The organism is Pseudomonas synxantha, from assembly GCF_900105675.1.
Taxonomy (GTDB): domain Bacteria; phylum Pseudomonadota; class Gammaproteobacteria; order Pseudomonadales; family Pseudomonadaceae; genus Aquipseudomonas; species Aquipseudomonas synxantha.
This window is the reverse complement of the sequence record NZ_LT629786.1, coordinates 1,757,548-1,783,303: the sequence shown is the minus strand read 5'-3', so window position 1 is coordinate 1,783,303 and position 25,756 is coordinate 1,757,548. Positions and strand designations below refer to the sequence as shown.

Here is a 25,756-nt window from a genome sequence, read left to right as displayed (position 1 = left end):
ATCGACTGAATCCGGTAGGCTCACCGTTTTTTACTCTAGGAGTTATTCCCCATGGCCAAAGCCACCGCCCGTCACATCCTCGTTGCCACCGAAGACAAGTGCAACGAACTCAAAGCCCAGATCGAAGGCGGCGCTGATTTCGCAGAAATCGCCAAAGCCAATTCCAGCTGCCCATCCAGCCGTCAAGGCGGTGACCTGGGTTCCTTCGGCCCAGGCCAAATGGTCAAGGAATTCGACACCGTAGTCTTCAGCGCACCGGTCAATACCGTGCAAGGTCCGGTGAAAACCCAGTTCGGTTATCACCTGCTGGAAGTCACCAGCCGCCAGGATTGATTCAATCCGCGCTGATGCTATAAACAACGGCCCACCCCTTGGTGGGCCGTTGTGCATCTGATGACTGGCGATGCCCCGGCCGTTAGCGTACAAATCCTTATTCTTCTTCACCCGGCGCTCAAGGCTGATAATGCGATTGGCTTTTTCATCTCTACTCTCTTCTACTTTGGCCCTGCTGCTGACCAGCACTGCGGTGATCGCGGCCCCGCAAACCTACCTGACGGTCTATGGCGAGCCGGCCAAATACCCTGCCGGTTTCAGCCATTTCGACTATGCCAACCCCGATGCGCCCAAGGGCGGCAGCCTGCGGCGTTCGGCGCTGGAGGTCGGGCGGTTCGACCATGTGCTGCCGTATATCGACAAAGGCATCGGCGTGTCCCAGGTCGACGGCTGGGTGTATGCGCCCCTGGCCCTGCGCTCGCTGGATGAGCCCTACACCGTCTACGGCCTGGTGGCAGAAAAGATGGAGCGCGCCGACGACGGCCTGTCGCTGCGCTTTTACCTGAACCCCAAGGCACGGTTTGCCGACGGCACGCCAATTACCGCCGAAGACGTGCGCTACAGCTTCGACTTGCTGATGACCCAAGGCAGCCTGCGCTTTCGCACATTGTTCGCCGACGTCAAGCAGGTCGAAGTCGAAGGCGAGCGCCAGGTGCGCTTCGATTTTTCCAGCAACGAGAACCGCACCCTGCCCCTGGATATCGCCACCTTGCCGGTGTTCCCCGAGCACTGGTGGAAGACCCGTGACTTTGCCAATGGTGGCGGCTACGAAGCCCCACTGGGCAGCGGCCCGTACAAGGTCAGCAAGATCGATTCCGGCAGCACCATCACCTTTACTCGTGATCCCGACTGGTGGGGCAAGGACTTGCCGGTCAGCCGTGGCCTGTACAACTTCGATCACCTGAGCCTGGAATACTTCGGCGACACCGAGGTAGCGCGCCAGGTGCTGCGCGGCGGCGCCTACGATTTCAACCGTGAGTTTTCCGCCACCGGTTACTCCATCGGCTACAACGGCCCGGCGCTGGACGATGGCCGCCTGCAACGTGCGCACCTGGCCAAGGAAATGCCGCAACCGGCCCAGGGCTATGTGTTCAACGTGCAAAAACCGATATTCAAGGATCGCCGTGTGCGCCAGGCCCTGGCGATGCTGTGGGATTTCGAATGGGCCAACCGGCAGATGATGCGCAACCTGTACATCCGCCAGCAGAGCTACTTCTCCAACAGCCCCTTGGCGGCCACCCAGTTGCCGACCCAGGAAGAACTGGCGATCCTCGAGCCATTGCGCGGGCAGATCCCCGACGAGGTGTTTACCCAGGTGTTCAAGGCCCCGGTCACCGACGGCAGCGGTATGATCCGCGATAAACAACTGCAAGCCCTGGCCCTGCTGGAACAGGCCGGCTGGAAACCGCTTGGCGATAAGCTCGTCAATGCCGAAGGCGAGCCGCTGGAGTTCACCTTCCTCAATGTCCAGAACGGCCTGGAGCGCCTGTTGCTGCCCTACAAACGCAACCTGGCGCAGATCGGCATCACCCTCAATATCCGCCGCATCGACTCCTCGCAATACGTCAACCGCCTGATGGCCCGGGACTACGACATGATCGTCACCGGTTTTCCGGTCACCACTTCGCCGGGCATGGAGCTATACAACTATTTCGGTTCCGCCGCCGCATTCGATTCGGGCGCCAACAACTACATCGTGCTCAAGGATCCCGCCGTCGATACGCTGATCAATGGGCTGGTCAAGGCCAATACCCAGGCGCAGATGCTCACCTACGCCCATGCACTGGACCGCGTGCTGCAATGGAATTACCTGTGGATCCCCAACTACTACCCGCCTGGCACCTCCGCCGCGTGGTGGAACCGTTTCGGCCGCCCGGCCATCGAGGCGAAGAACGACGAAGCCCTGGAAACCTGGTGGGAAGTCAGCCCTACCCCGTTGACCAATGAACAAATGCAAGCCGAGCTGAAAAAACGTAGAGGGGCCCGCTGATGCTTGCCTATATCCTGCGGCGCCTGCTGCTGATCATCCCGACGCTGGTGATCATCCTGCTGGTGAACTTCGTGATCGTGCAGGCCGCCCCTGGCGGGCCGGTAGAACAGGCCATCGCCCATCTGCAAGGCATTGGCGGCGGTGGTGTCGCCGGCGCATCCGGCGAAGGCATCAGCGGCTCGCGGGCCAGCCGCGGCCTGGACCCGAAGCTGATCAAGGACATCGAAAAACAATACGGTTTCGACAAGTCTGCACCGGAACGCCTGTGGTTGATGCTCAAGAACTACGCCCAGCTGGATTTCGGCAACAGCTTCTTTCGCGGCGCGACGGTGACCGACCTGATCCTGGAAAAAATGCCGGTCACGATTTCCCTTGGCCTGTGGGCGACGCTGATCACTTACCTGGTGTCGATCCCCCTGGGCATACGCAAGGCCGTGCGCCATGGCAGCAGCTTTGATATGTGGAGCAGCACCGCCATTGTGATCGGTTATGCGATGCCGGCGTTCCTGTTTGCGATGTTCCTGATCGTGGTGTTCGCCGGCGGCACCTCGCTGAACTGGTTCCCGGTGCGTGGGCTGGTCTCGGAAAACTTTGCCGAGCTGAGTACGGTGGGCAAGATTGCCGACTATTTCTGGCACCTGGTGCTGCCGGTGACGGCGCTGGTGATCGGTGGGTTTGCCACCTTGACCATCCTCACCAAGAACTCTTTCCTCAATGAAATCACGCGCCAGTACGTGGTCACCGCCCGCGCCAAGGGTTTGAGCGAACACCGGGTGTTGTACGGGCACGTGTTCCGCAACGCCATGTTGCTGGTGATCTCGGGCATTCCCCAGGCGTTCATCAGCGTGTTCTTTGCCGGCTCGCTGCTGATCGAGGTGATTTTCTCCCTCGATGGCCTGGGCCGCATGAGCTACGAAGCGGCGGTGTCCCGCGACTACCCGGTGGTGTTCGGTTCGCTGTTTATCTTCACCTTGTTCGGCCTCCTGATAAAACTCATCGGTGACCTCTGCTACACCCTGGTGGACCCGCGTATCGACTTCGCCGCGAGGAACGCCTGATGCTTAACCTGTCTCCCGTAGCCCGTCGGCGTTTCGAGCGTTTCAAGAAAAACCGTCGCGGCTGGTGGTCGCTGTGGTTGTTTATCGGTCTGTTTATCCTGACCCTGGGCGGCGAGTTGATCGCCAACGACAAACCGCTGGTGCTCAGTTTCAAGAACGAGCTGTACTTCCCGGTGTTCAAGCGCTACACCGAGCAACAGTTCGGCGGGCAACTGCCCTTCCAGGCCGACTACCGCAGTGACTACGTGCAAAAGCTGATCAAGCAGGACGGCGGCTGGATGCTGTTCCCGCCGATTCCATTCAGCGATGACACGCCCAACTACGAATTGACCCGCCCTGCCCCGAGCCCACCTTCGGCGGTGAACTGGCTGGGCACCGATGACCAATCCCGCGATGTGTTGGCACGGGTGATATTTGGCGCGCGAGTGTCGATCCTGTTTGCCTTGGCCTTGACCGCCATCAGCGCCGCCATCGGCATCGCCGCCGGAGCCTTGCAGGGTTACTACGGCGGTTGGGTGGACTTGCTCGGACAGCGCATTCTCGAGGTGTGGTCCGGGCTGCCGGTGCTGTACCTGCTGATTATCCTGTCCGGGTTTGTGGAGCCGAATTTCTGGTGGTTGCTGGGGATCATGGCGCTGTTTTCCTGGCTGGCCCTGGTCGACGTAGTGCGTGCCGAGTTCCTGCGCGGGCGCAACCTGGAATACGTCAAGGCTGCACGGGCACTGGGGCTGGGCGACGGCAAGATCATTCGCCGGCATATCCTGCCCAATGCCATGACCGCCACCTTGAGCTATTTGCCGTTCATCCTGACCGGGGCGATATCCACCTTGAGCGCCCTGGACTTTCTCGGCTTCGGCATGCCTGCCGGCAGTGCTTCGCTGGGTGAGCTGATCGCCCAGGGCAAGCAGAACCTGCAAGCGCCGTGGCTGGGCCTCACGGCGTTTTTTACCCTGGCGCTGATCCTGTCGCTGCTGGTGTTTATCGGCGAGGCGTTGCGTGACGCCTTCGACCCTCGCTCATGAGTAATTGCCTATGAACCTGATCGAAATCCGCGACCTGTGCGTCGCGTTCAGCGGCCAGACCGTGGTGCGCAACCTGAGCCTGGACGTGCGCCCAGGCGAGTGCCTGGCGCTGGTGGGGGAATCGGGCTCGGGCAAGTCGGTGACGGCCCATTCGATCCTGCAACTGCTGCCCGAAGCCGGCACATTGAGCACCGGCTCGGTGAAGTATCGCGGCCAGGAGCTGATGGGCGCGTCGCCGGCCACCCTGCAAAAGCTGCGCGGCAACCGCATTGCGATGATCTTCCAGGAGCCGATGACCTCCTTGAACCCGCTGCACAGCATCGAAAAGCAGATCGGCGAAACCCTGCTGCTGCACAAGGGCCTGGGCGGCAAGGCGGCACAGGCGCGCATCCTCGAACTGTTGGAACTGGTGGGCATCCAGAAGCCCCAGGAACGGCTCAAGGCCTACCCGCACCAGCTGTCCGGTGGCCAGCGCCAGCGGGTGATGATCGCCATGGCCTTGGCCTGCGAGCCAGAGCTGCTGATTGCCGACGAACCCACCACGGCGCTGGATGTGACCGTGCAGCGCAAGATCCTGCTGCTGCTCAAGTCCTTGCAGCAACGCCTGGGCATGTCACTGCTGCTGATCAGCCATGACCTCAACCTGGTACGCAGCATTGCCCAGCGTGTCTGCGTGATGCATGCCGGCGAAATTGTTGAGCAGGCCGACTGCCAGACACTGTTTACGGCCCCGCAGCACCCCTACAGCCGCTTGCTGCTGGACGCCGAGCCGGCGGGCGATGCGCTGTGCGGCGATGAGCGCGAGACGGTGTTGCAGGTGGATGACCTGAGCGTGAAATTCCCCCTCGGCGGCGGATTGTTTCGGCGCAAGACCTACCTGCATGCGGTGGACGGCATCAGCCTCAGCGTGCAACGCGGCAAGACCCTGGGGATTGTTGGCGAGTCCGGTTCGGGCAAGTCCACCCTGGGCCAGGCGATCCTGCGCTTGCTCGACTCCAACGGCAGCATCCGCTTCCAGGGCGAGGCCCTCGACCCACTTAACCATCAGCAGATGCGCCCATGGCGCAAGCAGATGCAGGTGGTGTTCCAGGACCCCTATGGCAGCCTCAGCCCACGCATGTCGGTGCAGCAGATCATCAGCGAAGGCCTGGAAGTGCATGCACCCTGCAGCCTGGCCGAGCGCGATGCGCAGGTGATCCAGGTGCTCAAGGATGTGGGCCTCGACCCCGCCAGCCGGCATCGCTACCCCCATGAATTCTCCGGCGGCCAGCGCCAGCGCATCGCCATCGCCCGCGCCCTGGTGCTCAAGCCGGCGTTGATGCTGCTCGACGAGCCCACATCGGCCCTGGACCGTACGGTGCAGAAACAAGTGGTGGCGCTGCTGCGTGAACTACAGGACAAATACGGCCTGACCTACCTGTTTATCAGCCATGACCTGGCCGTGGTCCGCGCCATGGCCCATGACCTGATCGTGGTCAAGGATGGCAAGGTGGTGGAGCGCGGTGCCAGCCATGCTGTGTTTGAATCGCCCCAGCACCCCTATACCAAGGAGCTGTTGGCTGCAGCGCACATCCCTTTGTGATGATCAACAGGATTCTGCCTCCATGAGCACCAGCCTCAAGGACTACCAACACGTTCGCGGCCTGGCCATCCAGTCGCTGTTCGAGATCATCGAGCAGTCCAGCGAAGGCACGGTCATCGTCGACCGCGATGCGAGCATCGTATGGATGAACGAGCGCTACGCCAGGCGTTTCGGCCTGCACAGCGCCGATGAGGCCATCGGCCAGCCCTGCGAGCAGGTGATTTCCAACAGCCTGTTGCGCCAGGTGGTGCGCAACGACCGGCCGATCCTGCTGGATATCCAGGACACCCCCAAGGGCCCGTTGGTGGTGATGCGCCTGCCGATCCACGACGATGCCGGCGCGGTCATCGGCGCGATTGGCTTTGCGCTGTTCGATGAGCTGCGCAACCTGTCGCCGCTGATCGAGCGCTACCTGAGCATGCAGCAGGAGCTGGCTTCGACGCGCTCGCTGCTGCGTTCGCGGCAAAGCAAATACAACTTCGCGCACTTTATCGGCACCAGCGCCGCCAGCCTTGAGGTCAAGCGCCGGGCGCGGCGCAGTGCGAGCGCCGAGTCACCGGTGTTGCTGCTGGGGGAGACCGGCACCGGCAAGGAACTGCTCGCCCAGGCCATCCACGGCGCGTCACCTCGGGCGCACAAAGCCTTTGTGAGTATCAACAGCGCGGCGATTCCCCATGACCTGCTCGAGGCCGAGTTCTTCGGCACCGCCCCCGGCGCGTTTACCGGCGCCGACCGCAAGGGCCGCCCCGGCAAGTTCCAGATCGCCCAGGGCGGCACACTGTTCCTCGACGAAATCGGCGACATGCCACTGCCGCTGCAAAGCAAACTGCTGCGGGTATTGCAGGAAAAGGAATTCGAACCGGTGGGTTCCAACGAGATGCTGCACAGCGATGTGCGGGTGATTGCTGCCACGTCCATGGACTTGGAAGCCGCGATCAAGCGCGGCGAGTTTCGTGCGGATTTGTACTACCGCCTCAATGTACTGCCTATTCAAGTGCCGCCTTTGCGAGAGCGCCTGGAAGATATACCGGCCCTGAGCGAGGCGATTCTCGAAGAGCTGCGCAGCCAGCATGAGCTTGACCGTGATGCCTTGGCGTTGTTGGCCCAGCATGCGTGGCCGGGGAATATCCGCGAACTGCGCAATGTGTTGGAGCGTGCAGCTTTGTTGAGTGACGACCTGGTACTGAACGCCAGTGAGATTCGCGCAGCGATTGGCACGTTCAGCCCGGTGGCCCGTGGCGCGGTGGCGGCGGTCGAGGATGAAACGTTCGCCGCGGCGCGGGAGCGGTTTGATCGGCAGGTGATTGGTACAGCGTTGCAGGCGTGCGCGGGGAATGTGGTGGAGGCTGCCAAGCGGTTGGGGCTGGGGCGGTCGACGCTGTACAAGAAAATGGTAGCGTTGGGCCTGACCCCGTCTCCAAATGGAGACTAAATTCTCCATACAAAGACAACCCCATGTGGGAGGGGGCTTGCTCCCGATAGCAGTGGGTCAGGTACAGATGCTCAGCCTGACACACTGCTATCGGGAGCAAGCCCCCTCCCACATTAGGTAATTGTTTGTCTCTAAATAGAGATAAAATTTCAAAGCGCTATTGAAATCCCTGAAAATATTGTTGTTTTTCAATAAGTTAATAACATGGCACACATCTAGCTATAGCCTCTCCCACCGCTTCACCCACAACAATAACAATCCGATGGAGACACACCATGAGTGTGATCATTGCCCTGGCCGCGCTCGCGCTGCTGATGCTGGCGGCCTACCGTGGCTATAGCGTCATCCTGTTTGCCCCCATTGCCGCCCTTGGCGCTGTGCTGCTTACCGACCCGTCCGCCGTCGCCCCTGCCTTTACCGGGGTGTTCATGGAAAAGATGGTGGGCTTTATCAAGCTGTATTTCCCGGTGTTCCTGCTTGGCGCGGTGTTCGGCAAGCTGATCGAGTTGTCGGGTTTCTCACGTTCCATCGTCGCCGCTGCGATCCGCTTGCTCGGCACGCGCCAGGCGATGCTGGTCATCGTGTTGGTCTGCGCCCTGCTCACCTACGGCGGCGTATCGCTGTTCGTGGTGGTGTTTGCGGTGTACCCGTTCGCGGCGGAGATGTTCCGCCAAAGCGATATCCCCAAGCGCCTGATCCCGGCGACCATCGCCCTTGGCGCGTTCTCGTTCACCATGGACGCCCTGCCCGGCACGCCGCAGATCCAGAACATCATCCCCAGCACCTTCTTCAACACTACCGCCTGGGCCGCACCGTGGCTGGGGTTGATCGGCACGATCTTCGTGTTCTGCGCCGGCATGCTCTACCTGGCGCGCCAGCGCAACAAGGCCCAGCGAGCCGGCGAAGGCTATGGCACCGAGCTGCGTAACGAGCCGGAGACGGCTGAAAACCTCACCCTGCCCAACCCCTGGCTCGCGCTGTCGCCGCTGATCCTGGTGGGGGTGATGAACCTGCTGTTTACCCACTGGATCCCACAGTGGTACGGCAAGACCCACAGCCTCAGCCTGCCGGGCATGAGCACGCCGGTGACCACCGAAATTGCCAAGCTCACCGCAATCTGGGCGGTGCAGGCGGCGTTGCTGGTGGGGATTATCGTGGTGTTGGTGTTCGGCTTTTCTGCAATCAAAAGCAAGCTGGCCGAAGGCAGCAAGAGCGCGGTGAGCGGTGCCTTGCTCGCTGCCATGAACACCGCATCGGAATACGGCTTTGGTGCGGTGATTGCCTCATTGCCAGGCTTTCTGGTGCTGGCGGACTGGCTCAAGGGCATCCCCAACCCGTTGGTCAACGAAGCGATTACCGTGACCTTGCTGGCCGGTATCACCGGTTCCGCTTCCGGCGGCATGAGCATCGCCCTGGCGGCGATGTCCGAGAGCTTTATCTCGGCGGCCCACGCGGCCAATATCCCCCTTGAAGTGCTGCACCGGGTCGCGGCCATGGCCAGCGGCGGCATGGACACCCTGCCCCACAACGGCGCGGTGATCACCCTGCTGGCGGTCACCGGGCTGACCCACCGCGAGGCCTACAAGGACATTTTCGGCATCACCATCATCAAGACCCTCGCGGTGTTCGTGGTGATCGGTACTTTCTACGCCACTGGCATTGTGTGAGGTTCTCATGACGACTTTGAATGGCAAGACCGCCCTGGTCACCGGCTCCACCAGCGGCATCGGCTTAGGCATCGCCCTGAGCCTGGCCAAGGCCGGTGCCAGCCTGATCCTCAATGGCTTCGGCGACGCCAGCGCGGTGATCGCCCAGGTGCAGGGGTTTGGCGGCAAGGTCGGGCACCACCCGGCAGACGTCAGCGACCCGGCGCAGATTGCCGACATGTTCGCCTACGCCGAGCGCGAATTCGGCGGCGTCGACATCCTGGTCAACAACGCCGGCATCCAGCATGTGGCGGAGGTGGAAGACTTTCCAGTGGAACGCTGGGACTCGATCATTGCCATCAACCTGTCCTCGGTGTTCCACAGCACACGCCTGGGCTTGCCGGGCATGAAGGCTAAGGGCTGGGGGCGCATCGTCAACATCGCCTCGGTGCACGGCCAGGTCGGCTCAGTGGGCAAGGCCGCGTATGTGGCGGCCAAGCATGGGGTGATTGGCCTGACCAAGGTGGTGGGTTTGGAGACTGCCACCAGCAACGTGACCTGCAACGCCATCTGCCCGGGCTGGGTGCTGACGCCGTTGGTGCAGAAGCAGATTGACGATCGGGTGGCCACGGGGGTCGACCCGCAGCAGGCGCAGCAGGATTTGCTCGCGGAGAAACAGCCGTCCCTGGAGTTCGTCACGCCGTCGCAGTTGGGCGAGCTGGTGTTGTTTTTGTGCAGCGAGGCTGGCAGCCAGGTACGTGGCGCCGCCTGGAATATCGACGGCGGCTGGCTGGCCCAATAACCCTCCCAGACACCGGAGATCAAAATGTGGGAGGGGGCTTGCTCCCGATAGCGGTGGTTCAGTTACAGACGTTTGCCTGACACACTGCTATCGGGAGCAAGCCCCCTCCCACATTGGAACTCTATTGTTTGGAAGACCGATACAAGAACAAGAGATTTCGCTATGTCCGACATCCTCTGGCAACCCTCCCCCGAACGCATCGCCAACACGCGGATGGACCAGTTCCGGCGCTTTATCAATGATCGCCACAGCCTGCAGCTCAGCGACTACCCCGCCCTGCACCAATGGAGCATCGACCAGCGCCCGGACTTCTGGCAGGCGATTGTCGCGTTCTTCGACGTGCAATTTCGCAGCCCACCCACCACGGCCCTGGTCGAGGGCGCTGAAATGCCCAGCGCCCAGTGGTTCCCCGGCGCCACCCTGAACTTTGCCGAACACCTGTTGCGCCGCCGCGACGATCACCCCGCCGTGGTGGCCATCAGCGAGGACGGCCAGCGCGAACAACTGAGCTATGCCGAACTGGCAGCCCACGTCGCCGGCCTGCAACGCAGCCTGCGGGCGGCAGGTGTGGGCATCGGCGATCGGGTCGCGGCGTGTATGCCCAACACCTGGCAAACCCTGGTCGGCATGCTGGCTACCACCAGCCTCGGTGCGATCTGGTCATGCTCCTCGCCGGACTTCGGCACCCAGGGCGTGATCGATCGATTCGGCCAGATCGAACCCAAGGTGCTGATCACCTGCGCCGGCTACCGCTATGCCGGCAAGGCCATCGACCAGAGCGCCAAGCTCAATGACATCCTCGAACGCCTGCCGTCCCTGCAACAGTTGATCATCGTGCCCTACGCCCAGCCCCAGGCGCAGGTCGGGGACTACCGCACCCAAGCCCGGGTCGCGCTGTGGAACGACTTCTACCAAGCCGGTGGCGAGCCCGAATTTGTCGCGGTGCCGTTCGATCACCCGCTGTATATCCTCTATTCCAGCGGCACTACCGACGTGCCCAAGTGCATTATCCACGGCACCGGCGGCGTACTGCTCACCCACCTCAAGGAACACGGCCTGCACGCCGACCTCGGCCGCGAGGACTGCCTGTTCTACTACACCACCTGCGGCTGGATGATGTGGAACTGGCTGGTGTCGGTGCTGGCGCTCGGTGCCACCGCGGTGCTGTACGACGGCTCACCGTTTCATCCCGGCCCTGAGCGCTTGATCGACCTGATCGATGCGGAAAAAATCAGTGTGTTCGGCACCAGCCCCAAGTTCCTTGCGACCCTGGAGAAAGCCGGGTTGCAACCGCGCCTGAGCCACGACCTGGGCAGCCTCAAGGGTCTGATTTCCACCGGCTCGCCGCTGTCGCCCCAGAGTTATGACTATGTGTACCGCGAGATCAAGGCTGAGCTGTGCCTGTCGTCGATGTCCGGCGGCACCGATATCGTCTCCTGCTTTGTGATTGGCAATCCGGTACTGCCGGTGCGGCGCGGTGAGATGCAGTGCAAGAGCCTGGCCATGGCCATTGAAGTATGGGACGACCAGGGCCGGCCCTTGGTCGCAGAGAAAGGCGAACTGGTGTGCACCCGGCACTTCCCCGCCATGCCCATCGGATTGTGGAACGACCCGCAACAGACCAAGCTGCGCGCCTCGTATTTCAGCCAGTATCCCGGCGTATGGGCCCAGGGGGACTATGCCGAACAAAGGCCCAATGGCAGTCTGTTGATCCATGGGCGTTCGGACGCTGTGCTCAACCCCGGCGGCGTGCGCATCGGCACCGCCGAGATTTATCGCCAGGTGGAAAAACTACCTCAGGTGCTGGAAAGCCTCGCCATCGGTCAAAGCTGGCAGGACGATGTGCGCGTGGTGCTGTTTGTGCGTCTCGATGACGGAGTCGAACTGGATGAGGCGCTGCAACAGCAGATCCGCCAGGTGATCCGCGCCAACACCACGCCGCGCCACGTACCGGCCAAAATCCTTGCTGTCACGGATATCCCTCGCACCATCAGCGGCAAGATCGTTGAATTGGCCGTGCGCAACGTGGTGCACGGGGAGCCGGTGAAGAACACCGATGCCCTGGCCAACCCCCAGGCGCTGGAGCAATTTCGCAATCGAGCTGAACTGGATTATTAGATGAAAGGTTTCAGCGCTGACGCAGCGTTTTGAAGAAAAACCCTCAAGGCATGCTATTTTTCGGGGGTAGTCACCCGCTGTTATCCCTTGGGACAATGGGTGTTGTCATTTTTTCAAAGCGTCATGCTCAGGGCTTTTTCATGAATGGAACATCCACCGGTAGCGAAGCCGCTGCATTGATCAAGCGGCTGGACTGGGCGCAAAGCCCACTCGGTGAGGCCACTGATTGGCCGCAAAGCCTGCGCACCGCCGTCGATATCGTCGTGCATTCGCCGATGCCGATGGTGCTGCTATGGGGGCCGCAACTCACGCAACTCTACAACGATGCCTTTGCAATGCTGGTGGGCAACAAGCACCCCGGCGCCCTTGGCCAGCCGGCACATCATACCTGGCCGGAGCTGGAGAGCTTCGCCGGGCCGGTCTACGACGCGGTCCTCAGCGGTCAGGTGCGCACCTTCAGCGAGCAGCGCTTCATGGTGCAACGCCAGGGCCGCGACACCGACATCTGGCTCGACCTGACCTACAGCCCGGTGCGCGATGAAAGCGGCCTGGTGGCCGGTATCCTGGTCACCGCCATCGAAACCAACGAACGGCGCAGCAAAGCCCTCGAACTGCAGCAGCGCTCCGAAGAGAGCCTCAAGGCCCAACGCAGCACCGAGCAGCGCCTGCAACTGGCCCTGGCAGCCACCGATGCGGTAGGCACCTGGGATTGGGATATCGGGGAAGACCGCTTTATCGCCGACGCCCATTTCGCCCACCTGCATGGCGTCGACCCCAATGATGCCGGCCTGTTGCCCATCAGCGCCTACCTGCAAGGCGTGCACCCCGAAGACCGTGGCATGGTGGCGCGCAGCATCAAGCATTGCATCACCTTCGGCACCGAATACGCCGAGGAATACCGCCTGTTGCAAGCCGACGGCCAAGTGCGCTGGGTGTTCGCTCGTGGCCGCTGCTACAAGGATCAGCAGGGCCGCCCTGCGCGGTTCCTCGGCGCGGCGCTGGACCTCACCGAGCGCAAGCATACCGAACAGGCCCTGCGCCAAAGCCAGACCGAGCTGCAACTGATCATCAACGCCATGCCGGTACTGATCGGTTATGTCGACCATGAGCAGCGCTTTCGCCTCAACAACAGCGCCTATCTCGACTGGTACGGCATGACCCCCCAGGAGCTGTACGGCAAGACCATCCGCGAAGTCCTCGGCGACGAGGTGTATGCCGGGCGCGCAGACAAGATTGAAGCCGCCCTCAACGGCAAGGCGTGCAGCTTCATGACCATTACGCCTCATCGTGACGGCCGCCCGCGCCACGCGCTGATGAAGTACCTGCCGCGCTTCAGCAACGACGGCTCGGTCAATGGCTTCTACATCTTCGTGATCGATGAGACCGAACGCAAACTCACCGAAGAAGCCCTGCGCCATCTCAACGAGAACCTCGAAGAACGCGTGGCCCAGCGCACCCGGGCCCTGGCCGAAGCCAACCAGCGCCTGCAAAACGAGATGTTCGAGCGCGAGCGCGCCGAAGATGCCTTGCGTCATGCGCAAAAGATGGAAGCGGTGGGCCAGCTCACTGGCGGCATCGCCCATGACTTCAACAATATGCTCACCGGCATTATTGGCAGCCTCGACCTGATGCAACGTTACATCGCCGCCGGACGCAGCGACGATATCGGCCGCTTTGCCGACGCCGCCGTCGCCTCCGCCCACCGTGCCGCGGCCCTCACCCACCGCCTGTTGGCGTTCTCGCGACGCCAGTCGCTGGACCGGCGCCCCACCGATCCCAACCAGTTGGTGGCGTCCCTGGAAGAGCTGTTCCAGCGCACCAAGGGCGCGCATATCACACTCAATGTGCAATTGGGCAAGGACATCTGGCCAGTGAACACCGACGCCAGCCAACTGGAAAACGCCCTGCTCAACCTGGTGATCAACGCCCGCGATGCCATGCCCGATGGTGGCGAGTTGCTGATCGAAACCGCCAACAGCTACCTGGACGGCACCGACATCACCACCCTGGAGCCGGTCAAGGCCGGCGACTATGTGATGCTCGGCGTGAGCGACAATGGCAGCGGCATGGCGCCGAAAATCCTCGCCAAGGCCTTCGATCCATTCTTCACCACCAAGCCCATCGGCCAAGGCACTGGCCTGGGATTGTCGATGATCTATGGCTTTGCCCAGCAGTCCGGAGGCCATGTAACCATCCAGAGCGAACCGGGCCAGGGCACCTGTGTGCGCCTGTACCTGCCACGCCTGTATGGCACCGCGCTGGAAAGCAACCTGCCCGCCAGCCTGGCCGAAGCCCCCGTGGCCCAGGCCGGTGAAGCCGTGGTGGTGGTCGAGGACGACCCGGCGGTGCGCATGCTGGTGGTCAACGTGCTCAACGAGCTGGGCTATACCGCCCACCAGGCGGCGGATGCCCGCGCGGCGCTGCCGCTGCTGGAGTCGGATCTGCGCGTCGACCTGCTGGTGACCGACGTCGGCCTGCCGGGCATGAACGGCCGGCAACTGGCGGAAATCGCCCGCCAGCATCGCCCGGGCCTGAGGGTGTTGTTCATGACGGGCTACGCCGAGAAAGCCGCCGAACGCCAAGGTTTCCTGGAAGACGGCATGGACATGGTGGCCAAGCCGTTTTCCATCGACCTGCTGGCCACTAAAATCCGCAGCATGCTCGGCGTCGAGACATGAGTTCAGGCATAATCGCGCGCCGTCGCACAGCTGGTAGAGACCAATGAAAGCCCAAGCCCGTCATATTCTGGTGAAAACCAGCGAAGAAGCCGAACAGCTCAAACAGCGCATTGCCAAGGGCGAAGCCTTTGATGTGCTGGCCAAGAAGTACTCCACCTGCCCGTCGGGCAAGCGTGGCGGCGACCTGGGTGAAGTGCGGCCAGGGCAGATGGTGGGGGCAATTGACGCGGTGATCTTCAAGAAACCGGTGAAGGTGGTGCACGGGCCGATCAAGAGCAAGTTCGGGTATCACCTGGTGCAGGTGTTTTACCGGGACTGATGGGTTGCCTTTTAGCCCTCATCGGGGGCAAGCCCCCTCCCACATTAGACTGCATTGCTTCAGTTGGAACAGGGTCAACTGTGGGAGGGGGCTTGCCCCCGATCCGCCACAGGCGGCCATTCACCTCGGTATCAAAGCCCCCGACACCTGGATCACCCGACTCGCCAACCGATGCCCCGCCATGGCAGCCTCTTGCGGCGACTCACCTTTAAATCGACCGGCCAGATACGCCGCACTGAACGAATCCCCCGCCGCCGTGGTATCCACCACCTTCTCCACCTTCAGTGCCGGCACTGCAAAGCGCTGCCCCGCACAACGAATCAGACAGGCATGCGCCCCACGCTTGAGCACCACTTCTGCAATTGATGGATACGCCGCAAACACCTGCTCGCTGTCTTGATAGCCAAACAAGGCGCGCTCGTCGTCCTCGGTCAACAGGGCGATATCCACTTCGGCCAGCACCTTGCTATAAGCCTCACGGGCCGCTGCGGCATCAGCCCACAGCCGTGGCCGGTAGTTGTTGTCGAACACCACCCTGCCACCCCGACGACGGGTTTGCACCAGGGTTTGCAGCAGGCGCCCGCGCCCCACCGCTCCCAGCACCGCCAGGGTAATGCCGCTGAAATACACCACGTCATAATCCGGCAGCGCCGCCAGTATCGGCTCGGCCGCCGGCGTGGTGAAGCAGTCGCGCACCGCCGCCTCGTTGCGCCAATACAGAAATTTGCGTTCGCCATTTGCATCGGTCTGGATGCAATACAAGCCCGGCAGGCGTCCGGGCAGGCGCTGGACCATGCCCAGGCCAAGGCCCTCGGCCTGCCATTGCTGGCACATGGCATCGCTGAAACTGTCATCGCCCAGGGCAGTGACATAATCAACGCTGCCGACTTCGCCCAGTTCGCGGCGCAGGTACACCGCCGTGTTCAGGGTGTCGCCGCCGAAGCTCTGGTGCAGGCTGCCGTCGGCGCGGTGTTGCAGTTCGATCATGCATTCGCCGATAAGGGCGATGCGGGGTTGGGTGGTCATGGCTGCGGTCTCGGTGGGGCTGATGGCCTCATCGGGGCAAGCCCCCTCCCACAGGGGAATGCATTCCAAATGTGGGAGGGGGCTTGCCCCCGATAGGAGCGACTCGGTCTAGAAGCGGGTACACAAGCTTTCGACCACCTGCAACTGCTCATCCACCAGGCAACCCACCTGCCATTTGTCGAAGGTCAGGCAAGGGTGGGAAGTACCAAACGAAATGATGTCGCCGATGCGCAAGTCAACCCCCGGTGCCACGGTCATGAACGCATGCTGGTCCATCACCGCCGTGACCTTGCAGGCACTCACATCATCGCCTTGGGCCAGCACAATCCCGGCCTTGTAGCGCTTGAGCGGCACCGGCAAACCGGCGTCATAAGCCACGTCGCGCTTGCCCAGGGCAACCACCGCAAAGCCCGGCTCCGGCAGCGACTGCACATGGGCCCAGACTTCCAGCGCCGGGCGCAGGCCTTCGTCGAGGTCGCTGCGGCGCTCGAGCACACAGCACTGGGCTTGTTTGTAGATACCATGGTCGTGGGCCACATAACTGCCGGGGCGCAACACACTGAGGAAACGCCCCGCGGCATTCTGCGCTTCGAACGACTCGGCGATCAGGTCGTACCAGGCCGAGCCCGAGGCCGTGACGATCGGCTTGGGCAGGTCGAACAGGCCGCTGTCTTGCAAGTCCACCGCCAGGCGCACCAGGCTGGCGGCGAAGTCACGAATGCCGCTGATGGCATGTTCACCGTGGATCACCCCTTCGTAGCCCTCGATACCGGTCAGGGCCAGCGCGGGCTGGGCCTTGATTGCCTTGGCCAGCTCGCGCACCTCGTGCTCGCTGCGGCAACCGCAACGGCCGCCGACCACGCCGTATTCGATCATCACGTTCAGGCGCAGGCCACGGGCGGCGAAGAACAGTCCCAGGTCGGCGACGTTATCCGGGTGATCGACCATGCAGTGGAAGTCGAAATCCTTGTCGGCCAGCAGCTCGGCGATCAACGCCATGTTCGGCGCGCCCACCAGTTGGTTGGCCATCAGCACGCGACGCACGCCACCGGCGTAGGCAGCGCGGGTCTGCACGGCGCTGGCCAGGGTGATGCCCCAGGCGCCGGCGCTGATCTGGCGCTGGAACAGCGCGGGCATCATGCTGGTCTTGCCGTGGGGCGCCAGCTCAGCGCCGCTGCGGCTGACAAAGTCCTGCATCCAGCGAATGTTGTGTTCCAGGGCGTCGCGGTGCAGCACCAGGGCCGGCAGGCTGACGTCGCGGACCAAGTGGGCACCGATAGCGGCGGCGCCTTTTTCAACGGCATTGAGGGCAGACATGGAAAACTCCTATTCGTTGATACGCCGGGCCAGGCTGTTGGCGCTGTCGATCAGCACCCGGCGATAGTCGTGGTAGTTTTTGCTGGCATCGGCCCGGGGGGCGACGATGCACAGGGTCGCAATGCTGACGCCCTGGGCGTCCCGCACCGGGGCGGCAAAGCAATGGGTAAAGGTATCGGCCACACTGTCGAAGGAAAAAAAGCCATCAAGGGTGGCCTGGCGGATCTGCGCCAGGAAGATGTGCAACGGCAGGCGCTGGCCGTCCGGCAGGATGAAATCGTCGGGGTCGATCAGGTCGATGATCTGCTGGTCGCTCAAATGCCCGAGCAGCAGGCGCCCGGAAGCGGTCCACGGGATCGGTGCGTTTTCACCGATATCCGAAGAAATCCTGAAATGCCGCTGGCCCTCGCGCATCAGCGCCACCGTATATTTGCGCCCGTTGAGCAGGCACATCTGCGCGGTTTCGTGGGTCTGGCTGACGATGTCCTGCAAGGCGTGGTCGGCCTCGCGGGTCAGGTCGAAGTGGCGCAGGTGCGCCTGGCCGAGAAAATACAACTGGCGCCCCAGATACACGTGACCGTCCTTGCCCACGGTTTCCAGGATGCGCCGCTCCAGCAGAGACGCGACCAGCTCGTAGACCGTGGACTTGGGGCTGCCGATGCCGCTGGCAATGTCATTCGGGCGCAGGGGCTGGCCGATCTCCTTGAGAAAATCGAGGATATCGAACGCACGGTCAAGGCCTTTGGCGCGGCGCTTGATGAGGTCTTCGGTCATGGCAGTGGCGGGTTCCGTCAGAATTCAAGGGTCCAGCAGAGATCTCCTGTGGGAGGGGGCTTGCTCCCGATGGCGGCGGGTCAGTCAACACATTTGTCACTGAACCACCGCCATCGGGAGCAAGCCCCCTCCCACATTGGATTTGCTGTGGGCTTAAGGGTGGGGGGATTTAGCCCTTTTTCTTGTAGGCCACGCAATCGATCTCAACCTTGCAATCAACCATCATATTGGCCTGCACACAGGCCCGCGCCGGGGCGTGTTCCGGGCTGAAGTATTCGCCGAAGACCTTGTTGAAACTCCAGAAGTCCCGTGGGTCTTCCAGCCACACACCCACGCGCACCACATCCTTGAGTTCGTAGCCGGCCTCTTCGAGGATCGCCACCACGTTGCGCATGGTCTGCCGGGTTTGCTCAACGATGCCGCCACTGATGATTTCGCCGTCCACGGCGGGCACCTGGCCTGACACATACAGCCAGCCATCGGCCTCTACCGCACGGGCGAAGGGACGTGGCTGGCCGCCACCTGCGGTGCTGCCGGTACCGTAACGAGTAATGCTCATGCAAGTTGCTCCTTGTTAAAAACGAATGTTCTTGAGAAATTCCGCCAGTCGCGGCGACTGCGGCCGTTCGAAAATGTCTTTGGCGGTACCCTGCTCTTCAATGCGGCCCTGGTTCATGAAGACGATCTGGTCCGAGACTTCATAGGCAAAGCGCATTTCGTGGGTGACCAGCAACATGGTCATGCCCTCTTCCGCCAGCCCCTTGATCACGCTGAGCACTTCGCCCACCAGCTCCGGGTCCAGGGCCGAGGTAACTTCGTCGAACAGCATCAGGCTGGGGTTCATGGCAATAGCGCGGGCAATCGCCACGCGCTGTTGCTGGCCACCGGACAATTGACCCGGGAAGTGGTTACGGCGCTCCAGCAGGCCGACGCGGTCCAGCCATTTCTCGGCCAGCGCCACGGCTTCATCCTTGCCCATCTTCTTGACCTTGAGCAAGCCGAGGGTGACGTTTTGCAGCGCGGTCAGATGCGGGAACAGGTTGAATTGCTGGAACGCCATGCCGGTCATTGCGCGGTGCTGGGCAATCACACGCTCCGGATGGCGCACGCGCTTGCCGCCGACCTCGCGGTAGCCGATGGACTCGCCATCCAGGGTGATCTGCCCGCCCTGGAACTCTTCCAGCAAGTTCACGCAGCGCAGCAAGGTAGTCTTGCCCGAGCCGCTGGAGCCGATCAAGGTCACCACGTTGCCGCGCTGCATGGACAGGTCCACGCCCTTGAGCACCTCCACTTCGCCGTACTGTTTACGCAGCCCGCGAATGTCCAGCAACGCTGGGTTGGTTTGAGCTTGGTTCATGGCAAGGCCACCCGCTTTTCAATGTAGCGCCCGAATAATTCAATGGCGTAGTTGATGACAAAGAACAGAAACCCGGCGAACAGGTAGAACTCCAGGGTCATGAAGGTGCGTGCGATCACCTGCTGGGTACTGAGCAGCAACTCAGCCACGCCGATCACCGACAGCAAGGTCGAGGCCTTGACGATCTCCGTGGAGGAATTGACCCAGGTCGGCAGGATCTGCCGCAGCGCCTGGGGCAACAGCACGTAGCCCAGGGACTGGTAAAACGTCAGGCCAATGGCCTTGCCTGCTTCCAGCTGCCCACGGGGAATGGCTTGCAGCGCGCCGCGCACGATTTCCGACACATGGGAGCCACAGAACAACGTGAGCCCAACCGCACCGGCCTGGAATGCGCTGATGTGCCAACCCAGGGCCGGCAGCATGTAAAAACACGCCAGCACCAGCACAAACACCGGTGTGCCCCGGATCAAATCGACGTACAGGCGAAACGGCGCGCGCATCCAGAACTTGCCGTAGGTCAGGATCAACCCGGCGACGATGCCGATCAGGGTGCCAAAGATAATCGCCAGGGCCGACACGTACACACTGGCCTGGAAGCCGGCCCAGAGCGTATCGCGGGCGACCCATAATTCATGCAGCCAACTGGGGGATTCGTACATGGAAACCCTCCTTAACGACGGATCGCCAGACGCTGCTCGAGGTAACGCAGCAGCATGGCAATGAGGTAGCAGGCAGCCACGTAGAGCGCAGTCGTGACCAGCCAGGTTTCAATCACCCGGTAGCTTTCGACGTTGATCTTGCGGGCGTAATAGGTCAGCTCCGGCACCGCAATCGCGGCGGCCAGGGAGGTGTCCTTGAACAGCGAGATAAAGTTGTTCGACAGCGCCGGCAACACGTTGCGCAACATCACCGGCACGGTGATATAGGCGCGGATCCGCCACTCGCCAAGTCCGATGGCCAGCCCGGCTTCGCGCAGGCCCTTGGGAATATTCAGCAGCCCGGCGCGGAACACTTCGGTCAGGTAGGCACCGGCGTATAGCGACAGGGTCATGATGAACGAGGGGATCTTGTCCAGGCGGATCCCCAGGGACGGCAAGGCAAAGTAGATCAACAGGATCAGCACCAGGATCGGCGTATTGCGCACCACCGTCACGTACACCGAGGCCAGGATGCGCAACGCGCGGTGCCGGGACAGCATGGCAAACGCCATCAGCAGGCCGATCACGCAGCCGATGGCAATCGACAGCAAGGCCAGCTGCAGGCCCAGGCCGAGCCCCGCCAGCAAGGTGTCGAAATCACGCCAGACGGCGGCAAAATTCAACTGATAGTTCATGGTCAGCAGTACCTGAGTGGGGCGTGTTCAGGCACGCCCCTATAGTTGCGGATCACTTGAATTCCACAGGAAAACCAATCGCCGGTTCTGGCAGGTCCACGCCAAACCACTGCTTGAATGAAGCTTTGTAGGTGGGGAATTCCACACCGGTCATGGCTTCGTGAAGCGCGGTGTTGACGAAGTTCAGCCAGTCCTGATCGCCGCGCTTGACCGCGCACGCATAGGTTTGCGGGCTCCAGGCGTACGTGGGGCTGCGGTAGCGGCCAGGGTTCTGCACCATCAGGTATTTGACCGAAGACTGGTCGGTGGCGGCGGCATCGGCGCGACCGGAGTTCACAGCCTGGTACATCAGGTCGACGCTGTCGTACTGGTCGACCTTGGCCTTGGGCAGCGCCTGGTGCACCAGCTCTTCGGCATACACGTTTTGCAGCACAGCCACGGTGACGTCATCGCCCGCCGCCTGCAGGTCTTCGATTTCCTTGTACTTGCTGTTGTTCGGCAGCAACAGGCCAACACCTTCGCGGTAGTACGGCAGGGTGAAGGCCACTTGCTGCGCACGGCTGGCGGTGACGGTGATGAACTGGCAGCTCATATCAACCTTGTCGGTGAGCAGGTTGGGAATGCGTGCATCGGACGACTGCACCACAAACTCGACCTTGCTCGGGTCATTGAACAAACCCTTGGCCACCATGCGACCGATGTCGATATCGAAGCCCTGCAACTTGCCATCCGCTCCCTGGAAGTGCCACGGCGCATTGGTACTGCCTGTACCCACAATAAGGTGCCCGCGCTTGAGCACGTCATCGAGCTTGCTGTCCGCCGCCTGCACCATGCTTGTGAAGGAAGCCGATGCGACAACAAGAAAAACACACGCTTTGAATACGGAAGGTCGGTGATGCATGACAAGCACTCCAGGGATTGTGTATTCCGCTATACCGGAACTTGGTATGTAACAACGGAATAGACAGCAGAAAGTGTGCCACAGCCACGGGAGGAAAAATATGCTGTCGGGAAACTCTTTATGGTTCAGTAAGATAGGTATTAAAGCGCTTAACGGCGTTGCGCCGAAGGCGTAGGGTTTTGCTACGCAACGCCCCACAACGGTGTTACTGCGCACCTATCTGGGTGCCTGGATGACGCCCCAGATGCAAGGCGCGTGAAAACAGACCTGTGAAGGTTGACAGTAGACCTGGACGATTTTCCGACTTAGCGTAAGCCAAGGAGTGACAGGGAGATGCCCGATGGATTACGTCAATGCGGTGATCGCAGATAAGGCGCAATTTGACCGCGAACTCGATACGAAGCAGCCCGTATTCGTTGTATTCATTTCCCATGGTTGCGCGGCATGCACTGATGCGATGCCACGCTTCATGCGGATAAGCCAGAGGTACGAAGGCCAGGTCAAGATCATGATCCTTGATTGCGCCGAAACACCGCGCCATCCAAGCGTGGATCGGATTCCAATGCTGCTGATCTACCAGGATCAACAGCTTCAGGAAACCGTTCCCGGACTCGGCGAACAAGCGCTTGAAGACGCGTTCAAGCGGTTCGCTCGCCTTCAGATCAAGGGGCCGTAAGCGGCGACAAACAAACCTGCGTCACCCTCCGCTCTTCCACCGCGGCCACAGTCAGGCGCCACCCCTCGTATTCAAGACTATCGCCCACAACCGGCAAGCGATCCAACAGGCTCATCACCAGGCCGGCCAGGGTCTGGTAATCTTCCGTCGCCACGGCCTTGAAGCCGGTGCGTCGGCTCACCTGATTAAGATTCAAGGCACCATTGGCACGAAAGCCCGCGCCCTCCTCGACAATGTCCGGGCCTTCGATTTCACTGGCATCGGGCAATTCACCGGCGATGGATTCCAGAATATCGGTCATGCTCAACACACCCATGAAATCCCCGAACTCGTTGATCACGAAGGCGATGTGAGTGGATTCCTGACGCATCTGCTCCAAGGCATTGAGGATCGAAAAGCTCTCCAGCAGATTGATCGCCCGGCGCGCCAGGTGTTCCAGGTTCGGCTCGTTGCCGGCCAGGTATTCCTTGAGCAACTCCTTCTTGTGCACAAAGCCCAAGGGCTCATCCACCGCGCCATTGCGGATCAGCGGCAGGCGCGAGTAGGACGAATGCATCAACTTCAGGCGGATAGCCTCGGGATCATCCGCCAGGTCGATGCAGTCAACCTTGGCCCGAGGCGTCATCAAGGAGCGAATCGGCCGCTCGGCCAGTTGCAGCACACCGCTGATCATCACCCGCTCGCGTCGGTCAAACAGCGGACCTTGGGCGGCATCCGGCTCGCCCAGCAGGTCGGCAACCTCTTCGCCCACCTCTTCCACCGCCAGGCTGCGGCCACCCAACAAGCGCATCACCGCATGGGCGGTACGCTCACGCACCGGGAGCACACCCTGCGCCGACTTCTTGCGCCGCGACCGGGCGATCTGGTTGAACAGCTCGATCAGAATCGAGAAGCCAATGGCCGCGTACAGGTAGCCCTTCGGAATATGGAAGCCCAAGCCTTCGGCGGTCAGGGCGAAACCGATCATCATCAAGAAGCCCAGGCACAGCATGATCACCGTGGGGTGGGCGTTAACGAAGCGGGTCAACGGCTTGCTCGCCACGATCATCAGGCCGATGGAGACGATCACCGCGATCATCATCACCGCCAGTTCGTCCACCATGCCCACGGCGGTAATCACCGCGTCGAGGGAGAACACCGCATCCAGCACCACGATCTGCGCCACGATCGGCCAGAACATGGCGTAGGCCACACTGCCCTTGTGCTGGGCCACATGGCCTTCCAGGCGCTCATGCAATTCCATGGTGGCCTTGAACAACAGGAACACACCACCAAACAGCATGATCAGGTCGCGACCGGAGAAGCTCTTGTCGAACACCTCGAACAGCGGCTGGGTGAGGGTCACCAACCAGGAAATACTCGCCAACAGGCCCAGGCGCATCAGCAACGCCAGGGACAAACCGATCAACCGCGCACGGTCACGCTGTTCCGGCGGCAACTTGTCCGCCAGGATCGCGATAAACACCAGGTTGTCGATACCCAGCACCAGTTCCAGCACAATCAAGGTCGCAAGGCCGAGCCAGGCCGTTGGATCCGCTAACCATTCCATTTACAAAGTCTCTGTCTTTAAAGTGTTCAGAACGCCGGGCACGGCAAAGTGCGGTCATACGACCGGGACAAGGTTAGTTGACGGAATACGGGGTGCTTCAGCGGGAACAGCGACAGCGGTTGTCTTGGGGAAAGACGACTGGGAGGCTCCGAGAGGGTGTTCATGCAAGTCCTGAAATGACAAAAGGACTTGAATCCTACAGCCCAAACATAAAACTCCCACAGGGCAAAACTATTACAAAACCTGTCTTCCAGCCGATGCAGAACCAATGTGGGAGGGGGCTTGCTCCCTCCCACACAAGCCCCCATTCCACATTTGGAACGGTGTGGTATCAGGACTTTCGGGTGGCATCATCCAGTGCCAGGATGGTGTGGGCATTGGTGACCGTCGTCGCCAGCGTATTGATCACCCCCGAGCGCAACGCCCCCAGCGTCGCTGCCGCCTTGGTGTTTTCACTGGCAATCGCCACCACATCCGGGATACGGAACAGCTCCTGCACGGTCAACCCGATCACCCGGCCCTGGATGGTGTTGACTGCGGGCTGGCCGTGAATGTCGATAAAGTCATAGCCCATCATGTCCCCCACGGTGCCGGATAACCGCGCCTGGGCGATTTCCTGGGGCGAGAACCAGCCCATGCGCACCATGTTGCTGTTCTCGCTCATGTCACCGATGCCGATCAGGGCAATGTCGGCTCGCCGCGCACGGTCGAGGGTGGAGCGCACCGTGTCGTTATTGATCAGCACGCCGCGCAGTTCCGGATTGGCCACCAGCGCCGGGGCGTACAGGCTTTCGCTCTCGCCGCCAAAGCGCAGGGCCAGGCGCCGGCAGATGTGGTCGGGGTTCATGTACTCGCCGGCCTTGAGCGAACCGCCAATGGCACACACAAACGTGCAGTTGCGCGTCACCGGCAGAAAGACGTTGTCGGCCACCGCGCCGACGTTACGCCCCATGCCGACGGCGACGATCATGCCGTCACCGAGGGTCTTGTTCAGGTAGTTGGCCACCAGGCTGGCGACCGCCGAGCGCTGGGTGTCAGGGTCGCTGTGGTCGACGGCGATCAAGGCGCGGTCAAGCTTGAAGCGCTCCACCAGCGCCCTCTCCAGCTCGTTGTTCATCGCCGGGTGCTGCAACACGCGCACCTCGACAATACCTTCATCCCGGGCCCGCTTGAGCAGGCGACTGACTTTTGCCCGCGACAGATCGAAGCGTTTGGCGATGGCCTCCTGAGTGACGTTCTCAAGGTAATAGAGCATCGCCACTTCGGTCATCTGATCGATATCACTGGCCATGCGCTGGGTACTGTCACTCATGGGGACGGGCTTCCGTTTCGGCGTCAAAGGCGCATTCTCCCGACTCTTGCCCCGTGCCGTCCACTACTGATGCCCATCGCGTTCGATCGCGTTGATGCGCTCGACCTTGGCCCCCGAACGCGCCACCTCGAACTCCGAGGCCAGGAACGCAGTGACGATGCTCTTGGCCAGTTCTGCACCGATCACCCGTGCACCGATGGACAGGATCTGAGCATCGTTGCTCTTGCGCGCACGCTCCGCCGAATAGGTGTCATGGGCCTGGGCCGCACGAATACCCATGACCTTGTTGGCCGAAATGGCCATGCCGATCCCGGTGCCGCACACCAGCACGCCCAGGCGCTGCTGCCCGGCATTGATGGCATTGGCCACAGCCAGGGCGATGTCCGGGTAAAGCACCGGCGCGGTGGAGTGAGTGCCGAAGTCGGTCACCGGGTAACCCAGCGCTTCGATATGGCGCCTCAACAGCTCTTTAAGCTCAAAACCCGCTTCATCACATCCGATAGCCACCGGGAAAGGTGCGTTCATAGCGTC

The 25,756-nt window shown here is 61.6% G+C and carries 23 protein-coding genes; 12 read left to right on the top strand and 11 right to left on the bottom strand.

The window, feature by feature from the left end; all coding sequences use genetic code 11:
* Window positions 1-51 precede the first annotated feature (51 nt).
* From BLU48_RS08615 to BLU48_RS08565, 11 genes are all read left to right on the top strand, one after another.
* Window positions 52-333 (top strand): peptidylprolyl isomerase, encoded by a 282-nt coding sequence (locus BLU48_RS08615; RefSeq protein ID WP_044274278.1) that lies wholly within the window; start codon window positions 52-54, stop codon window positions 331-333.
* Between the two features lie 130 nt (window positions 334-463).
* Window positions 464-2,323, top strand: a complete 1,860-nt coding sequence (locus BLU48_RS08610) for an extracellular solute-binding protein (RefSeq protein ID WP_057025109.1) — start codon at window positions 464-466, stop codon at window positions 2,321-2,323.
* Entirely contained in the window at window positions 2,323-3,381 is a 1,059-nt protein-coding gene (locus BLU48_RS08605) for a microcin C ABC transporter permease YejB (RefSeq protein ID WP_057025108.1), read from the top strand. The genes BLU48_RS08610 and BLU48_RS08605 overlap by 1 nt, the downstream gene beginning before the upstream one ends.
* Entirely contained in the window at window positions 3,381-4,403 is a 1,023-nt protein-coding gene (locus BLU48_RS08600; protein WP_043050504.1) for an ABC transporter permease, read from the top strand. The genes BLU48_RS08605 and BLU48_RS08600 overlap by 1 nt, the downstream gene beginning before the upstream one ends.
* A 10-nt stretch (window positions 4,404-4,413) precedes the next feature.
* A complete protein-coding gene (locus BLU48_RS08595) occupies window positions 4,414-5,985 on the top strand; it encodes an ABC transporter ATP-binding protein (RefSeq protein WP_057025107.1) in 1,572 nt (523 codons plus the stop codon).
* Between the two features lie 22 nt (window positions 5,986-6,007).
* Entirely contained in the window at window positions 6,008-7,417 is a 1,410-nt protein-coding gene (locus tag BLU48_RS08590; RefSeq protein WP_057025106.1) for a sigma-54 interaction domain-containing protein, read from the top strand.
* Window positions 7,418-7,692: 275 nt separating this feature from the next.
* Window positions 7,693-9,084, top strand: a complete 1,392-nt coding sequence (locus BLU48_RS08585; protein WP_057025105.1) for a GntP family permease — start codon at window positions 7,693-7,695, stop codon at window positions 9,082-9,084.
* Window positions 9,085-9,091: 7 nt separating this feature from the next.
* Window positions 9,092-9,865: a 3-hydroxybutyrate dehydrogenase gene (locus BLU48_RS08580; RefSeq protein ID WP_057025104.1), complete on the top strand. Its 774-nt coding sequence runs from the start codon at window positions 9,092-9,094 to the stop codon at window positions 9,863-9,865.
* 162 nt (window positions 9,866-10,027) lie between these two features.
* Window positions 10,028-11,983, top strand: a complete 1,956-nt coding sequence (locus tag BLU48_RS08575) for an acetoacetate--CoA ligase (RefSeq protein ID WP_057025103.1) — start codon at window positions 10,028-10,030, stop codon at window positions 11,981-11,983.
* Between the two features lie 140 nt (window positions 11,984-12,123).
* Entirely contained in the window at window positions 12,124-14,661 is a 2,538-nt protein-coding gene (locus BLU48_RS08570; protein ID WP_057025102.1) for a PAS domain-containing hybrid sensor histidine kinase/response regulator, read from the top strand.
* 43 nt (window positions 14,662-14,704) lie between these two features.
* Window positions 14,705-14,980 carry a peptidylprolyl isomerase gene (locus tag BLU48_RS08565; RefSeq protein ID WP_003174397.1) on the top strand — a complete coding sequence of 92 codons (276 nt, stop codon included), beginning with the start codon at window positions 14,705-14,707 and terminating at the stop codon, window positions 14,978-14,980.
* Window positions 14,981-15,100: 120 nt separating this feature from the next.
* Here the strand turns inward: BLU48_RS08565 and BLU48_RS08560 are convergent, their stop codons facing one another.
* The 8 genes from BLU48_RS08560 to BLU48_RS08525 form a co-directional block, all read right to left on the bottom strand.
* The gene (locus BLU48_RS08560) at window positions 15,101-16,006 is read right to left on the bottom strand and encodes a sugar kinase (RefSeq protein ID WP_057025101.1); all 906 of its coding nucleotides are present in this window, start codon (window positions 16,004-16,006) and stop codon (window positions 15,101-15,103) included.
* A 108-nt stretch (window positions 16,007-16,114) separates the two neighbouring features.
* Window positions 16,115-17,323 (bottom strand): amino acid deaminase, encoded by a 1,209-nt coding sequence (locus BLU48_RS08555; RefSeq protein ID WP_057025100.1) that lies wholly within the window; start codon window positions 17,321-17,323, stop codon window positions 16,115-16,117.
* A 9-nt stretch (window positions 17,324-17,332) separates the two neighbouring features.
* Window positions 17,333-18,097 carry an IclR family transcriptional regulator gene (locus BLU48_RS08550; RefSeq protein WP_046072489.1) on the bottom strand — a complete coding sequence of 255 codons (765 nt, stop codon included), beginning with the start codon at window positions 18,095-18,097 and terminating at the stop codon, window positions 17,333-17,335.
* Between the two features lie 169 nt (window positions 18,098-18,266).
* The gene (locus BLU48_RS08545) at window positions 18,267-18,656 is read right to left on the bottom strand and encodes a RidA family protein (protein ID WP_057025099.1); all 390 of its coding nucleotides are present in this window, start codon (window positions 18,654-18,656) and stop codon (window positions 18,267-18,269) included.
* A 15-nt stretch (window positions 18,657-18,671) separates the two neighbouring features.
* Window positions 18,672-19,454: an amino acid ABC transporter ATP-binding protein gene (locus BLU48_RS08540; protein WP_043051427.1), complete on the bottom strand. Its 783-nt coding sequence runs from the start codon at window positions 19,452-19,454 to the stop codon at window positions 18,672-18,674.
* On the bottom strand, window positions 19,451-20,113 hold the full coding sequence (locus BLU48_RS08535; protein ID WP_046068496.1) for an amino acid ABC transporter permease: 663 nt from the start codon (window positions 20,111-20,113) through the stop codon (window positions 19,451-19,453). Before BLU48_RS08535 ends, BLU48_RS08540 begins: the two co-directional genes overlap by 4 nt.
* 11 nt (window positions 20,114-20,124) lie before the next feature.
* Entirely contained in the window at window positions 20,125-20,787 is a 663-nt protein-coding gene (locus tag BLU48_RS08530) for an amino acid ABC transporter permease (RefSeq protein WP_057025098.1), read from the bottom strand.
* Window positions 20,788-20,839: 52 nt separating this feature from the next.
* Window positions 20,840-21,688: a transporter substrate-binding domain-containing protein gene (locus BLU48_RS08525; protein ID WP_057025097.1), complete on the bottom strand. Its 849-nt coding sequence runs from the start codon at window positions 21,686-21,688 to the stop codon at window positions 20,840-20,842.
* Between the two features lie 340 nt (window positions 21,689-22,028).
* On the opposite strand from BLU48_RS08525, the gene BLU48_RS08520 reads away from it, so the two are divergent.
* Window positions 22,029-22,364, top strand: a complete 336-nt coding sequence (locus tag BLU48_RS08520; RefSeq protein WP_057025096.1) for a thioredoxin family protein — start codon at window positions 22,029-22,031, stop codon at window positions 22,362-22,364.
* On the opposite strand, the gene BLU48_RS08515 is transcribed toward BLU48_RS08520, so the two are convergent.
* From BLU48_RS08515 to rpiB, 3 genes are all read right to left on the bottom strand, one after another.
* Window positions 22,351-23,913, bottom strand: coding sequence for a TerC family protein (locus BLU48_RS08515; protein ID WP_057025095.1), 1,563 nt, complete (start codon window positions 23,911-23,913; stop codon window positions 22,351-22,353). The two genes, BLU48_RS08520 and BLU48_RS08515, sit on opposite strands and share 14 nt — an antisense overlap.
* A 331-nt stretch (window positions 23,914-24,244) precedes the next feature.
* Window positions 24,245-25,225, bottom strand: a complete 981-nt coding sequence (locus BLU48_RS08510) for a sugar-binding transcriptional regulator (RefSeq protein ID WP_057025094.1) — start codon at window positions 25,223-25,225, stop codon at window positions 24,245-24,247.
* Window positions 25,226-25,288: 63 nt separating this feature from the next.
* Entirely contained in the window at window positions 25,289-25,750 is a 462-nt protein-coding gene (gene rpiB / locus BLU48_RS08505) for a ribose 5-phosphate isomerase B (RefSeq protein ID WP_057025093.1), read from the bottom strand.
* Between the last annotated feature and the right edge of the window lie 6 nt (window positions 25,751-25,756).

What these genes read in the sequence shown, in the direction of transcription:
- BLU48_RS08615 (WP_044274278.1), top strand. Translation starts at nt 52, where the DNA reads ATGGCCAAAGCCACCGCCCGTCACATCCTCGTTGCCACCGAAGACAAG.
- BLU48_RS08610 (WP_057025109.1), top strand. Translation starts at nt 464, where the DNA reads ATGCGATTGGCTTTTTCATCTCTACTCTCTTCTACTTTGGCCCTGCTG.
- BLU48_RS08605 (WP_057025108.1), top strand. Translation starts at nt 2,323, where the DNA reads ATGCTTGCCTATATCCTGCGGCGCCTGCTGCTGATCATCCCGACGCTG.
- BLU48_RS08600 (WP_043050504.1), top strand. Translation starts at nt 3,381, where the DNA reads ATGCTTAACCTGTCTCCCGTAGCCCGTCGGCGTTTCGAGCGTTTCAAG.
- BLU48_RS08595 (WP_057025107.1), top strand. Translation starts at nt 4,414, where the DNA reads ATGAACCTGATCGAAATCCGCGACCTGTGCGTCGCGTTCAGCGGCCAG.
- BLU48_RS08590 (WP_057025106.1), top strand. Translation starts at nt 6,008, where the DNA reads ATGAGCACCAGCCTCAAGGACTACCAACACGTTCGCGGCCTGGCCATC.
- BLU48_RS08585 (WP_057025105.1), top strand. Translation starts at nt 7,693, where the DNA reads ATGAGTGTGATCATTGCCCTGGCCGCGCTCGCGCTGCTGATGCTGGCG.
- BLU48_RS08580 (WP_057025104.1), top strand. Translation starts at nt 9,092, where the DNA reads ATGACGACTTTGAATGGCAAGACCGCCCTGGTCACCGGCTCCACCAGC.
- BLU48_RS08575 (WP_057025103.1), top strand. Translation starts at nt 10,028, where the DNA reads ATGTCCGACATCCTCTGGCAACCCTCCCCCGAACGCATCGCCAACACG.
- BLU48_RS08570 (WP_057025102.1), top strand. Translation starts at nt 12,124, where the DNA reads ATGAATGGAACATCCACCGGTAGCGAAGCCGCTGCATTGATCAAGCGG.
- BLU48_RS08565 (WP_003174397.1), top strand. Translation starts at nt 14,705, where the DNA reads ATGAAAGCCCAAGCCCGTCATATTCTGGTGAAAACCAGCGAAGAAGCC.
- BLU48_RS08560 (WP_057025101.1), bottom strand. Translation starts at nt 16,006, where the DNA reads ATGACCACCCAACCCCGCATCGCCCTTATCGGCGAATGCATGATCGAA.
- BLU48_RS08555 (WP_057025100.1), bottom strand. Translation starts at nt 17,323, where the DNA reads ATGTCTGCCCTCAATGCCGTTGAAAAAGGCGCCGCCGCTATCGGTGCC.
- BLU48_RS08550 (WP_046072489.1), bottom strand. Translation starts at nt 18,097, where the DNA reads ATGACCGAAGACCTCATCAAGCGCCGCGCCAAAGGCCTTGACCGTGCG.
- BLU48_RS08545 (WP_057025099.1), bottom strand. Translation starts at nt 18,656, where the DNA reads ATGAGCATTACTCGTTACGGTACCGGCAGCACCGCAGGTGGCGGCCAG.
- BLU48_RS08540 (WP_043051427.1), bottom strand. Translation starts at nt 19,454, where the DNA reads ATGAACCAAGCTCAAACCAACCCAGCGTTGCTGGACATTCGCGGGCTG.
- BLU48_RS08535 (WP_046068496.1), bottom strand. Translation starts at nt 20,113, where the DNA reads ATGTACGAATCCCCCAGTTGGCTGCATGAATTATGGGTCGCCCGCGAT.
- BLU48_RS08530 (WP_057025098.1), bottom strand. Translation starts at nt 20,787, where the DNA reads ATGAACTATCAGTTGAATTTTGCCGCCGTCTGGCGTGATTTCGACACC.
- BLU48_RS08525 (WP_057025097.1), bottom strand. Translation starts at nt 21,688, where the DNA reads ATGCATCACCGACCTTCCGTATTCAAAGCGTGTGTTTTTCTTGTTGTC.
- BLU48_RS08520 (WP_057025096.1), top strand. Translation starts at nt 22,029, where the DNA reads ATGGATTACGTCAATGCGGTGATCGCAGATAAGGCGCAATTTGACCGC.
- BLU48_RS08515 (WP_057025095.1), bottom strand. Translation starts at nt 23,913, where the DNA reads ATGGAATGGTTAGCGGATCCAACGGCCTGGCTCGGCCTTGCGACCTTG.
- BLU48_RS08510 (WP_057025094.1), bottom strand. Translation starts at nt 25,225, where the DNA reads ATGAGTGACAGTACCCAGCGCATGGCCAGTGATATCGATCAGATGACC.
- rpiB (WP_057025093.1), bottom strand. Translation starts at nt 25,750, where the DNA reads ATGAACGCACCTTTCCCGGTGGCTATCGGATGTGATGAAGCGGGTTTT.